Below are 12,551 nucleotides of genomic sequence, written 5' to 3'. Positions count from 1 at the left end.
AGCTTATATACTACGTCCGTGGCGATCGGTCTTCTTTCGCTCTTCGCGACGGCTCGTTGACGGCCAGCTACAGCTCCTCGATGCTGCCGTCGGCCTCCCGCTCGCGGAAGACCTGCCCCTCGAACAGGGTGACGACGACGTCGTCGTCCTGCCAGGCGCCCGGTGCGAGCCTGGCCTTCCGACAGGTTCGATCGAGGTACTCGTGTTCGCTCCAGCCGTTCTCGACGGGAACGGTCGGGTAGAGCCAGCCGCCCTCGCCGGCGTCGACGGCGACGCCGTGGGTCCCCAGCTCGAGGTCCGCAAGCGGGTCGTCGGTGAGGACGACGTTCTTGACCGTACAGACCGAGACGGTAAGATTCGGCAGCTCCGAGGGGCTCACCTCCGAGCCACAGGAGTCCTCGCTCGCGGCCTCGATCGCCGCGTCGACGATGACGTGGCCGAGCTGGTCGCCCGAGCGGTACCCCCCGGCACAGCCCCGCAGGCTCCCCCGTCCGCGGGTCGACTCGAGTCGGACGAACGCCCCCGTTCGCTCGTAGAAAGCCTCCCGCATGCTGCCCGGTTGCTCTCGCTGTCCGTGTTGCACGTAGGATTCGACGGATTCGCGCGCGAGCTCGACGGCGCGCACGCCGTCCTCGTAGGAAAGGTCAACGCCCTGTCGCTGGGACATACGAATGCACATGGGAATTGACGTCCTAAAACGCTTCCATTCGGCTCGAGGCCCGGCTGGGGGGCGACCGCGGGACTTATTCGCCTGCCGCCCCTACGTCACGCTGGGAGAGAGAGCCCGGCTGCCGCGATGACCTCGCCGGCGACGGCGGGGTCACCATGGCACGAGGCGACTCGACGTCGCGTCGTGCCCCCACGTTGGCCACCTCCCCGAGGTGTCCAACGCTCGCGAGGAAAGTCCCCCCACCCGTTCGGGCGGGTGACCGGACGCAAGTCCGGGGCGGGAGACCGCCGGCTCTGGAACAGAAACGACACGTCTCGGCCCGACCGATGAGGCGCGCGAACCCGACCGCGAGGAAGGGGAGCTGACCCGCCGAGGGATGCGCGGTCCGACGGACCGCGAAACGTGAGACGGCGCGAGCCGTCGAACAGGCGACTCGGAGCGCCTCCGGCGCACGAGTCGTCGAAGACGAGGCGGTGCAAACCGCCGAGTCGAGTGTGGTCGTACACACGTGGTTCGAATCCATGGACCGCGCGATTCACGTCGACTGGCGCGGTCGACCACACACAGACGGCCGAGGATCGATGGAACGGCGAATCCTCACCGGTGCAAGTCCGCGCCGTGGTAGCCCGAACGCTCCGCGATTTCGCGGACGGCGCGGACGCTCAGCCGAATGCCGGATCGAACAGAAGGGGGCTTACTCCTCTCACCCAGTTTTCGTCCTCGAGTGGCGACGCCGTTCAAATCTCTCTCGAGCGGTTCTCCGGGCGACGTGCGATCGGCTCCAGGAACGCGTCAACTACGTCTGTTGTCCGTACTCCTCGAGGGAATCCCACTCTCGAGCGATCAGTTCGCGGACGCCATGTTGCAGGATTCATGTCGTATCGAACTCGTTGATTTTCTGGTCTGTACCGCTGATTCGAACCGAGCGAGTCTCGCTCCGATTTCTTCGAGCCCTCACTCGAGCGTGTCGGCGATCAGGTTCGCACAGCCGACGTCGGGTTTCGCGTAGGCGCAGTGGTCGCCGACGCCGTCGGTGACGTCTACGTCGACATAGTTCTCGGGACATGAGCTCCCGCTGCGGAACCAGCCGCCGCCGCAGTCGCTGCCGGCACAGCCCAGCCCGCTCGAGAACGACTGGACGTCGTAGCCGTAACAGACGCTGGCGTCGTTCCCGGAGTGGTAGTTGTACACCGCGTCGGCCCCATGTTCGATCCCGGGGCCGTACGCGCCGGCCGTACAGACCGCATCGTCGTCGGCCGCGGTGCCGAGCAGCGAGACGGTCTCGACGGGGCTCTCGAGGGCGGCCAGCGCCTCGAGACACGCGCGACCGCCCAGCGAGTGGCCGACCAGGTGGACCGTCGCGTCGTCGGCCTCGTCCTCGAGCCAGGCGGCGAGGCGCTCGCCGGCCGTCTCGGTGGTGTTCTCGGCGCGCCAGTAGTTGTGGCTGTCGGCCTCCCACGACGCCGCGACGACGGGTTGGTCGGAGCCGTTTTGCTCGAGGGCCTCCCGGAGGGTGTTGGCTTGGTCCGTGCTGCTCTCGAGGCCAAGCCAGCCATGGACGAAGACGACGAATTCCTCGCCGACGTCCTCGAGGTTCTCGGCGGCCGGCTCCGCGTCGGTGAGGTCGATCTCCGGGTAGTCGGCGGGCGCCTCGAGCCAGTCGTCACAGCCCGTAAGTTCGCTCGCCGAAGCCGACCTCGACGCGGCGCCAAGGCCCGTTGCTCCCGCAGCCGCGCCCGCCGTGGCGCCGAGAAGCTGCCGTCGGCTGACGGGCGCCGACTCTTCTTCGTCTCCCCTGCTGTCGTCGGCTCTCGAGTGTCGGTCGTTCATGGATACCTCGTCGTTCGAATCGCGACTCGAGGCAGGTTTTGTGGCGAGCGCGGGTACGTTCCGTGCAGGCACGCTCCGGGACGCTCGCTCTCACGAGAGGACCAGCAGCTCCGTCGAGCCGTCCTCCTCCCAGCCGGCGTCGGTGGTCGCGAACAGCTTCCCGTCGGCCGCGGTGACGAACCCGACGTTGCCGTCGGTCTCGCGTTCGAACCGCCGTTCGCCGACTCGGAACGAGCGAATCCCGACTCCGCCGTCGATATCGATCGCGCGGAGGCGGTCGTCCCCGACGTAGACCGTGTCGCCGACGACGATCGGCGGGCCGGAGTCGCCCCGTTCGAGGGAAACGCGCCACCGCTCGCCGCCCTCGTTCGCGTCGAGCGCGTACAGCGTCGACCCCGACCGCGCCAGCAGCGTTCGGTGACCGATCGCGAGCCCGTCGGTCCCGAAGCCGCCGAGTTCGGTCTCCCACTCCCGGTTCCCGCCGATGTCGAAGTACGTGATCGTACCGTCGTTGGCGGCGACGGCGACACCGTGTCCGGTGCGGCGGTCCTCCGAGGTCAGCACAACTGGTGCGCTCGCGATTCCGGCCTCGATCGTTCGCCGCCACTCGACGGCACCCCACCGCTTGACGTCGTACAACTCGCCGCCTCGCGTCGCCACGTACAGGGAGTCGGCGTACTTCGAGAGGGCGTACCGCGGGACGCCGAGCAGCTTCTGCTCCCATAGGTGGTCGCCCGTTTCGGCCTCGAGGGCGTGGACGGCGTCGCCGGCGGCGGCGTAGATTCGGCCGTCGTCCGTCTCCGACACCGTCACCGACCCGGTGCCGATCGTGGACTCGAACTCGTGGCTCCATTCTACCTCGCCCGTCTCGAGGTCGCGGGCGGTCAGCGTGTCCACCTCCTGGAGGTAGGCCGTATCGCCGACGACGGTCGGCGCACCGTTGTACGTGTAGGCGTCGTTGTCGGGATCGATCGACCACCGTCGCTCGCCTGTCTCCCGGTCGACGGCGACGACATCGGTCCCCGTCGTGACCAGCACGGTGTCGTCGGTTACGATCGGCTCGGCCGTGATGAACGCCGAGTCGAACTCGAGGCGCCACTTGAGCGAGGGCTCCTCGCGGGGCGCCGCGCCGTCGGCGACGGCCCTCGAGTTCCCGATGTCGGCGCCGGGCGTCGACCACGTGTAGTCGTCGTCGCTACCGGGCTCGGCGTCGGTGCTCCCGAGACAGCCCGCAAGCGCCGCAGTACCGGCAGCTCCGGTCCCCAGAAGGACGTCGCGTCTGGATCGCATTCGGTTCGACTCGCCACCGTTCCGGAATGAGCTTTGTGCCCGGGCGGGGTGTCGGCGGATCACTGCGGAGTAGGCTCGAGCCGTTTCTCGTACCGTCGGTAACCGGAGCGAGCGCTCGAGGATACTTGACAGAAAGCGTTCTGACGGAGTCTCACACGAACCGGGCGGGACCTTCGGTCCCGCTGGAAACCGGCGGCTTCGCCGCCGGTGACGAAATGAGCGTTGGGCACGGAGCGTCGGAGACGCTCCGGAGATTTGAACTCGGAAAGACGTTCGGCCTCGTTTCGCTCAGCCGCTGCGACTTTCCTGCTCAAATCTCCGTATCGGAGTTTCGCCGACACCAGTCGCTCGCTTTGCTCGCGGTTTGGTGTCGACAGAAACGTCCTGACGGAGTCTCACGCGAGCGAAGTGAGCGTGAGGCACGTCAGGACCGAACACAAGAGCGAGTGCTGAACAACGTGAAGCACTCGCGATAAGTGAGCGTCCTGACGGAGATTTGAACTCCGGTCCCTGGCTCCGCAAGCCAAGAGGATAGTCCACTACCCTATCAGGACTCATCTCTACGTACCGCCGTCGACATTAAAGCCCTTTCGAAAGCATTCGGCCGCTGGACGCCGATTTCGGGAGGGAGTGTCACGCGAACCGCGTACGTTTATCCCGGAAGGGGCGGCCAACGATCGTATGCACTCGGACCGTCGACACAGCCTCGAGTTACCGCCGTCGTCTCGCCCTGCCGTGTTCGTCATTCGCTCCCGGAGCCGTCGAATGAGCAATTCTTATGCGCGGGCTACTCATGAACGAACATAGAATGAGCGACATCGAGGGCGTGTACGAGGACCTCGAGGCGGACGTTTCTCTCGAGGAGTTTCGCGAGGCCGTCGAGGAGAAAGTCGACCAGATGGGCGGGCTCGCCGACGAGGAGACGGCGGCGATGCTCATCGCCCACGAGATCGGCGAGAGCGAGGTCGGCGGCGTCGCCGACGTCGAACCCGGAATGGAGGAGGCCAAGTTCGTCGCGAAGGTGATCGACATCGGCGAGATGCGGACCTTCGAGCGCGACGGCGAGGACGAAGACGGCCGCGTCGTCAACGTCGAGGTCGCCGACGAGACGGGCTCGATCCGGGCGGCGTTCTGGGATGACCACGCCGCGGCGACCCTCGAGGAGCTCGAGGAGGGCCAGGTGTTACGGATCAAGGGACGGCCGAAGGAGGGATTTTCGGGCGTCGAGGTCAGCGTCGACGAGGTCGAACCCGACCCCGACACCGAGATCGACGTCCAGGTTTCCGACGTTCACACCGTCGAGGCGCTGTCGCTCGGGCTCTCGAGCGTGAACCTCGTCGGCGTCGTCCTCGACACCGATACCATTCGAACGTTCGACCGCGACGACGGCTCCGAGGGGAAGGTCGCGAACCTCGTCGTCGGCGACTCGACGGGGCGTATCCGGGTGACGATGTGGGACGAACGCGCGGAACAGGTGACCGAGTTCGAGGCCGGCGACACCCTCGAGGTCGTCGACGGCTACGTCCGCGAGCGAGACGGCTCGCTCGAGCTTCATGTCGGCAACCGAGGTGCGCTCGAGGCCGTCGACGCCGACGTCGAGTACGTTCCCGAGAGCGTACCGATCGAGGACGTCGAGATCGGCCAGACGGTCGACATTGCGGGCGTCGTTCGATCGGCCGACCCCAAGCGGACGTTCGACCGCGACGACGGCTCTGAGGGGCAGGTCCGGAACATTCGGGTACAGGACGCGACCGGCGACATCCGGGTCGCGCTCTGGGGCTCGAAGGCCGACACCGATCTCGGACCGGGCGACGAGGTCGCGCTGGCCGACGTCGAGATCCAGGACGGCTGGCAGGACGACCTCGAGGCGAGCGCGGGCTGGCAGTCGACGGTGACGGTGCTGGACTCGGAGGCCGGCTCGAGCGCAGACGCGGACGACGGGGCGGACAGCGACGGGAACGCGGGCCTGTCGTCGTTCGCGGAGGGTGACGACGGAGCGTCGACGAACGAGGCGGCATCGACGGCCGACGACGGTGACGACGCGGGCCCGGACGAGCCCGAACCCGGCGAGGAGATCGAGTTCACCGGCGTCGTCGTCCAAGCGGGGGATCCGGTCGTGCTCGACGACGGCGAGACGACGATGAGCGTCACCACCGAGGCCACCGTCGGGCTCGGCGAGGAGATCACCGCCCGCGGTGTCGTCCGTGACGGTCGGCTCGAGGCGAGTGACGTGTTCTGAGACGGCGAAAAACGCCGAATCGTGAGGAAAAGCGTTAAGGGAGTTAACTCCGGCTATCATGATATGAACGTCGAACTCCCGTTCGCGCCGGTCGATACGATCATCCGGCGGAACGCGGGTGAACTTCGGGTGAGCGCCGACGCATCGGAGGAGCTCGCAAAGCGCATCCAGGAGCGCGGGAGCGAACTCGCGACCGAGGCCGCCGAGCGGGCGAACGCCGAGGGGCGCAAGACGCTGATGGCCCAGGATTTCGAGGTCGAAACCGTCGTTAACAAGGACGACCTCGAGCTGCCGGTCGCACCCGTCGACCGCATCGCTCGCCTCGAGATCGACTCCCGATACCGGGTCTCGATGGACGCCCGGATCGCGCTGGCGGACATCCTCGAGGACTACGCCGACAACGTCGCCCAGGCCGCGGCGGTTCTCGCTCGCCACGCCGACCGGCGAACGATCACCGACGACGACATCGAGACGTACTTCTCGCTGTTCGAGTGAGATGCAGTTTGGTTACAGCGAGGTCTGTCTCGCACACGATCCCGGCGCGCGCCACCCCGAGTCGCCGGACCGACTGCGCGCGATCCGCGAACGGCTGAAGCGAAAGCACGGCGTCGAGTACGTCGAGGCCGACCCCGTCGGCGTCGACGTCATGGAGGGGGTCCACGACCGCGACTACCTCGAGTCGGTCAGGGAGTTCTGCGCCGACGGCGGGGGGAACTGGGACCCCGACACCACCGCCGTCGAGGAGACCTGGGAGGCGGTCAAGTACAGCGCCGGGCAGGCCTGCTGGGCCGCGGAGGCGGCGCTGGACGGCGCCGACGGCAGAAAGACGCCGTTTTCGATCGGCCGACCGCCGGGCCATCACGCCGTCTACGACGACGCGATGGGCTTCTGTTTCGCCAACAACGTCGCCGTCGCCGCCCAGCACGCCCTCGACACCCGGGACGTTGATCGAGTCGCGATCGTCGACTGGGACGTCCACCACGGCAACGGCACGCAGGACATCTTCTACGACCGTGAGGACGTCTTCTTCGCGTCCATCCACGAGGAGGGGCTCTACCCCGGTACCGGACAGGTCGAGGAGACGGGCGAGGGCGACGGCGAGGGAGCGACGATGAACGTCCCGATGCCCGCGGGCACGGACGACCGGGACTACCTCGAGGCGGTCGAGGGTCCCGTCTCGAGCGCGCTCGAGGCGTACGATCCGGACCTCCTGTTGATCAGCGCCGGCTTCGACGCCCACCGCCACGACCCGATCTCGCGGATCAGGCTCTCGACGGAGGCTTACGCCCTGCTGACCGATCGGTTCCGGAGCGTCGCCGACCGGACCGACGCGGCGCTGGCGTTCGTCCTCGAGGGTGGGTACGGCCTCGACGTGCTCGCCGACAGCGTCGCGCTCGTCCACGAGACGTTCGACGGACGGGAGCCGATCGAACCCGACGACGACTGCAGCCCCGACGCGGTCGAACTGCTCGAGGAGGTCGCCGACGCACACGACCTCGAGCTGGAACTGGACTGAGCGCTCGAGCGGATCGATTTCTCAGGGTCGCGGATCGAAGTACGCACCCAGCTGGCGGTCGAACTCGGGGAGCAGCGCCGTCGTCTCGTCCCCGACGAGTACGTCGTACCCCTCCTCGAGGGCCGTCTCGACGTGTGCACCGAGCCCGACGTCGAACAGGCGGTCGCTCTCGAGGTACCCTCGAGCGGTCGTGCAGTCCCGCTTTCGCTCCGCGACGTAGCGGTCGCCGTCGATGAACGGACCGTAGACGTCGGGGTCGTCGTCGTAGGCGTCGTAGAACCCCTCGGCGTGGTCGCGGACGTGGATCGGCGGCCCGAGGTGACGCTCGATCGCCGGCCGCTCGGCAACAGCCAGTTCGGCGAAGACCGCGGCCGTCTCGTCGGCGAACGTGTCCGCTCTAAGAACGTCGAACCCACGGTCGTCGAGCCCGCCGACGATCCCCTCGAGTGACTTTCGGAGCTGCGGGTAGAGCTGATCGTCGACGAGGTCGGGTGCCTCGAATCGGACCGCCATGGCGGTCGCCTCCCGATCCGCAAGTCGGTCGCGAAGCGCCGCGGCCGTCAGCGGCTCGGGCTCGCGGGGTTCGAAGAAGTCGACCGAGGGGGAAGCGAGGAACTCGCGGGCGTAGTGCTGGAGCCGGGCGACGTTTTCGGCGGCACAGACGGCGGCGACGTTGCGTTCGGGATCGGTCGGGTCGATAACGATTAGCGGATCCGAAAACGACGCCCGTCCGTGATCTTCGGGATCGAGTTCGACCGGTGGCTGCCAGTCGGCTGCGGCCTCGAGCAGCGGTCGGAACCCGCCGTACTCGGCGACGAGCAACTCGGTGAGGTAGCCACTGAACCCGCTGGTCCGAAGGTCGCTCCCGTAGGCGCCGATCCCCTTCAGGAACTGCTTGGCGAGGCGCACGTCGGCCGCCAGCTCCTCGTCGAGGCGCTCCTCGAGGTAGCGGTTGTGAAACGGGGTCCGGTCGACGGCCGAGCGGATTTCGGTCGCCGACCCGAGACGAAAGCAGGGGACGACGTCGACGTCGAACCCCTCGACCTCGCCCTTGACGTAGGGGTGTTCGGCGTACTCCTCGTGGCCGTCGGGCACCGTGTCGTGGCCGACCTCGAGGCCGTACTCCTCGAGCGTCTCGCGGTCGAGCTCCGGCGGAAAGCGGACGAAGACGTCGATGTCTCGGTCGCCGCTGATCCAGGTCCCCCGTGCCGACGAGCCGACCTGCAGGACGTCCGCGCCGGGAGCCAGGTCGGTCGCCGCGTCCTCGGCTCGCTCGGTGAGCGTCTCCGCGACCGCGCGCAGCCGCGCTCGTTCGTCGGCGTCCGGATCGATCCGATCTCGGACTCGGGACAGCACCGACTCGAAATCGTCGTTCGCCCCGTCCGGCCCGCCGTCGCGGTCGGCCTCGTCCTCGCTCATTGCGTCGGAGTACTGCAGCGCCGCGTGAAAGCGTGTCGAACTCGGGGAGGGAAAAACGAAAGCCCTATCAAACCTACCCGATTACCAGATGATGAGCCGAAGTAGCTCAGATGGTAGAGCACCTCGCTGTTAACGAGGTTGTCCCAGGTTCGAGTCCTGGCTTCGGCGCTGTTCTTCGAACGTTACTTGTGAGGAGCGATAGCTCCGAACGAATTCGGTGAGAAGAACAGCGAAACAAACAGGACTCGAGCACGCGAGTCGCACGCGGCCGAACGGAGTGAGGCCGACCGTCTCGCATCCGTTCGAGTCCTGGCTTCGGCGTCCGACAAATTTCTGCGAAATTTTTCGGGCTGACTGGGACGTCGAGCGTTCCAGTCGGGCTTTTGCGAAACCAACCACTCGCGAGGAGCGGTCGCTCCGAGCGAACGGTCACCTCGAGTGAGGCGCCTCCACATCCGAGTCGTCCTCGCCGGTGGCGAAAAACGCCGACAGCAGACACCAGTTCCCGCGGCGGAGGTGCTGGTGGAGCGTCGAGGAGGAGATCCCGATCGAGTCGGCCAGCTCCTCGGCCGTGATCTTCCGGGGCCAGTCGTAGTAGCCGGCGAAGTACGCCGACTCGAGGGCCGCGCGTTGCTTGTCGGTCAGCTGATCGCCGACGGATTCCCGGAAGGTGTCGGCGGTCGTCACCGAGCGCTCGCGCTCGCGTTTGGCGACGAGCTCGAGGCCGTCGAACTCGCCGTCGAACGTCGCGACGACGTCGCGGACGTCGGCGCTCTGGGGGGCCTCGATGACGACCGTTCCCTCGCCGCCCTCGGCGACCGCCGAGCGGACCGCGGTTCCGGACTCGAGGGCGAGCTGGATCATCGAGTTCTCGGTGACCGTCTGGAGGACGAACCCGTCGTGGCGCTCCGAGACCGCGCGGGCGCTTTCGATCTCCGAGGCCGCCTCGGCGGCCTCGAGGACGGTCGCCGGTTCCACGCCCGAAACCCGGTGGTAGAGCATCACGCGACCGTTCTCGAGGGGGATCGCACGCCGGAACTCGCAGCGACAGTCGTACTCGGCCGTGAGCCGGACGTAGAAGACGGCCCGGTCGCGAAGCGAGAACTCGAGTTCGACGATGGAATCGGCCAGCAGCAGCTCCCGGCTCTTGAGGGCGTTCTTGGCGAAGCCGACGATCCTGCCGAGCGACTCGAACCCCGCGATGGCGTCCTCAGTGAAGACGTCGTCGCGAACGCTGTTGAGGACGAGCACGCCGACGGTCTGGTCGCCGTACAGTAGCGGGACCGCGGCGATCGCTTCGACGTCCCTGATGGGCTCGTCGTCGGCCTCGTGGCTCTCCGTGATCTGGTACTGCCGGACGACGTGAACGCCACCGGTTTCGACCGCCCGTTCGACGGTGCCGCCGGCGATCGAACCCAGTCGGGTTTTCGTCACGGTCTCGAGGTAGCCGTCCTCGACGCCGGCAGCGACGGGCGATCCGATCCGATCGTCGACTCCCTCGACGCGGCCGATCCAGGCGCTTCGGTAGAGGTCCGACGCGACCAGCTGCTCGCAGATCATTCGGTCGAGTTCCTCGCGAGTCGTCGCTGCCACCAGTCCGGTGACGAGGTCGTTGTTGACGGCGTTGATCCGGTTCAGCGTCTCGAGCTGATCGCGCTGCTGGCGGAGCTCTCGCTCCTGGGTGCGCAGGAGCTGGGTTCGCTCGGCCCGGGTCAGCGCCGCGCCGATGCCCATCGCCAGCATCTCCGTGAGATGCAGGTCGCTGCCGTCGAGGCTCTCGTCCTCCCGTGCGAGCACCGTAAGAACGCCGTGGGCTCCGATCGGAACGTGGATGCTCGAGTGTTCGAACAGCTCCGGATCGGTCCGTTCCTGCTCGACGATTGCGTTCCGTACCGGCTCCCGGTTTCTGAACGCGCGCCCGGCCAGCGTCGCCTCGAGGTCGTAGGCGGTTCGCATCTCCAGGAGCTCCCTGGCCCCGTCGGTCATCGCGACGCACTCGAGTTGGTTCGTCTCCGGCTCGAACAGTCGGACGCAGGCGATCTCGAACTCGAGGACGGTCTCGACGGCCTCGGCACCGGTTCGAGCGATGTCCGCTGCGGTCTCGGCGCACATCAGCTCGCGGGCGACGACGTTGAGCGCCTCGAGTCGCTGCTCCCAGGATTTCCGGTCGGTGACGTCGCGCACGACGCAGACGATCCCGTCCTCGAGCGCGGTGAGGGAGTGTTCCTGGTAGAAACGGGTGCCGTCCGACTGCCGTCCCACCGCCTCCCCGCGCCAGTAGCCTGCCTCCAGTACGGCGGGAATGGCGTCCCGCTCGATTCGTTCGACCTCTTCGCTCGGAAAGAGGATCTGCCACGACGAGCCGACGAGTTCGTCGACGTCGTAGTCGTGCAGGTCGGCGAGCGCGCGGTTCACGTATCGAAGCTCGCCAGACTCGTCGGAGATCGCCATCCCATCCATCGCCGACTCCATCGCCGCCGACCGGTGTCGGATCGCGTCCTCGGCGTCGAGGCGGTCGAACGCGGCCTGGATCGTCGACGCCAGGATTCCGATCAGGTTGCGCAGCGAGTCGTCGATCGTCTCGCCGTCGGTCGAGCCGACGGTCAGGAGCCCGGTCTCGCCCAGCGGCACGACGAGTCGCTCTTCGAGCCCGATCTCCGGATGTGCCGATCGGTCGACGGCGTGGTACGTCTCGACGAGTCTGGCGTCTCCCTCGCGGAAGACCTCCATCTCGACCGTCCCCGACGGGATCGGCGCGATGTCGGTCGCGGCGCCGTCGTCGACGGCGGACGAGCGAACCGATCTGCTGGCGGCCAGGGGCTCGAGCACCTCGCCGTCGGCGTCGAACCGCCACACCGCGGCGTAGGATCGACCGAGTACCGTCTGGATGAGCTCGACGGCGATCCGTCCGACGTCACCTCTCGTCTCGGCCGCGTGGAGCTTCCGGCTCGCGTCGTAGAGCGCCTCGAGCCGGCTCTCGTCGACGTCGCGTTCCGTTCGCGCTTGGGGTCCGGAGTCCGAACGGCGGCCGTCGATCTCGATTCTCGTCGGCGGACGATCGCGGCTCGGTCGCCGGTTTGAGGTTGGTTCGGGGTCCATCCGAACGACGACCGTGAGGTAGCGCTCACCGTCGATGTCGACCGTCGCCGCGGCCAGCTCTACGGGGATCGAACGCCCGGTGCGGTGGACGAGTTCGCAGTCGATCCGGTCGCGCGTTCGGTTGGCGTCGGCCGCCGGCGCCCGATCGAGAACGGGATCGAGCGGGTTCGTGCCGCCGTCCGGAAGCAGACGATCGACCGGCCCCTCGAGGAGTTCCTCGGCGTCGTAACCGAGGAGGTCAGGGACGTGCGAACTCGTAAAGACGATCGTGCCGTCGGTATCGAGGACGACCAGCCCGTCGGCACCGGTCTCCGCTACGTCCCTGAACAGGGGATCGTCGACGGACGAGGGAAAATGTGTTGTCATGTGTCTCTAGAAGGTCGCCATGGCGCATAACCGTACACCAATAGACATGTTTTCCGCACACTCCGATGCTGCTGGGTAACTTCAGTGGACGTTCTCCGCTTGTGAGACGTTCTCCGCTCGTG

General features: G+C 67.3%; 8 protein-coding genes, 2 tRNA genes and 1 other RNA gene. 5 read left to right on the top strand and 6 right to left on the bottom strand.

The window, feature by feature from the left end; genetic code table 11:
- Positions 1-67: 67 nt before the first annotated feature.
- On the bottom strand, positions 68-667 hold the full coding sequence (locus tag C491_RS05765; RefSeq protein ID WP_005554475.1) for a TIGR00296 family protein: 600 nt from the start codon (positions 665-667) through the stop codon (positions 68-70).
- A 105-nt stretch (positions 668-772) separates the two neighbouring features.
- Between C491_RS05765 and rnpB the strand changes: the two genes are divergently transcribed.
- Positions 773-1,379: RNase P RNA component (gene rnpB / locus C491_RS05960), an RNA gene on the top strand.
- 245 nt (positions 1,380-1,624) lie between these two features.
- Here rnpB and C491_RS05760 read toward each other — a convergent pair.
- The 3 genes from C491_RS05760 to C491_RS05750 form a co-directional block, all read right to left on the bottom strand.
- Positions 1,625-2,500, bottom strand: a complete 876-nt coding sequence (locus C491_RS05760) for an esterase/lipase family protein (protein ID WP_005554474.1) — start codon at positions 2,498-2,500, stop codon at positions 1,625-1,627.
- Positions 2,501-2,590: 90 nt separating this feature from the next.
- Positions 2,591-3,790 (bottom strand): outer membrane protein assembly factor BamB family protein, encoded by a 1,200-nt coding sequence (locus C491_RS05755; protein ID WP_005554473.1) that lies wholly within the window; start codon positions 3,788-3,790, stop codon positions 2,591-2,593.
- Positions 3,791-4,271: 481 nt separating this feature from the next.
- Positions 4,272-4,344: transfer RNA gene (locus C491_RS05750), tRNA-Arg, on the bottom strand.
- 254 nt (positions 4,345-4,598) lie between these two features.
- On the opposite strand from C491_RS05750, the gene C491_RS05745 reads away from it, so the two are divergent.
- From C491_RS05745 to C491_RS05735, 3 genes are all read left to right on the top strand, one after another.
- The gene (locus C491_RS05745; protein ID WP_005554472.1) at positions 4,599-6,029 is read left to right on the top strand and encodes a single-stranded DNA binding protein; all 1,431 of its coding nucleotides are present in this window, start codon (positions 4,599-4,601) and stop codon (positions 6,027-6,029) included.
- A 63-nt stretch (positions 6,030-6,092) separates the two neighbouring features.
- Entirely contained in the window at positions 6,093-6,524 is a 432-nt protein-coding gene (locus C491_RS05740; protein ID WP_005554468.1) for a histone, read from the top strand.
- Position 6,525: 1 nt separating this feature from the next.
- Positions 6,526-7,545 (top strand): histone deacetylase family protein, encoded by a 1,020-nt coding sequence (locus C491_RS05735; RefSeq protein ID WP_005554467.1) that lies wholly within the window; start codon positions 6,526-6,528, stop codon positions 7,543-7,545.
- A gap of 21 nt (positions 7,546-7,566) precedes the next feature.
- On the opposite strand, the gene cca is transcribed toward C491_RS05735, so the two are convergent.
- Positions 7,567-8,964 (bottom strand): CCA tRNA nucleotidyltransferase, encoded by a 1,398-nt coding sequence (gene cca / locus C491_RS05730; protein ID WP_005554466.1) that lies wholly within the window; start codon positions 8,962-8,964, stop codon positions 7,567-7,569.
- Between the two features lie 95 nt (positions 8,965-9,059).
- Between cca and C491_RS05725 the strand changes: the two genes are divergently transcribed.
- Positions 9,060-9,132 (top strand) — tRNA-Asn (locus C491_RS05725).
- 261 nt (positions 9,133-9,393) lie between these two features.
- Here C491_RS05725 and C491_RS05720 read toward each other — a convergent pair.
- The gene (locus tag C491_RS05720; protein ID WP_005554462.1) at positions 9,394-12,429 is read right to left on the bottom strand and encodes a bacterio-opsin activator domain-containing protein; all 3,036 of its coding nucleotides are present in this window, start codon (positions 12,427-12,429) and stop codon (positions 9,394-9,396) included.
- Positions 12,430-12,551: the final 122 nt, after the last annotated feature.

Source organism: Natronococcus amylolyticus DSM 10524, from assembly GCF_000337675.1.
GTDB classification, from domain to species: Archaea; Halobacteriota; Halobacteria; order Halobacteriales; family Natrialbaceae; genus Natronococcus; species Natronococcus amylolyticus.
This window is presented reverse-complemented; position numbering and strand designations above follow the sequence as displayed.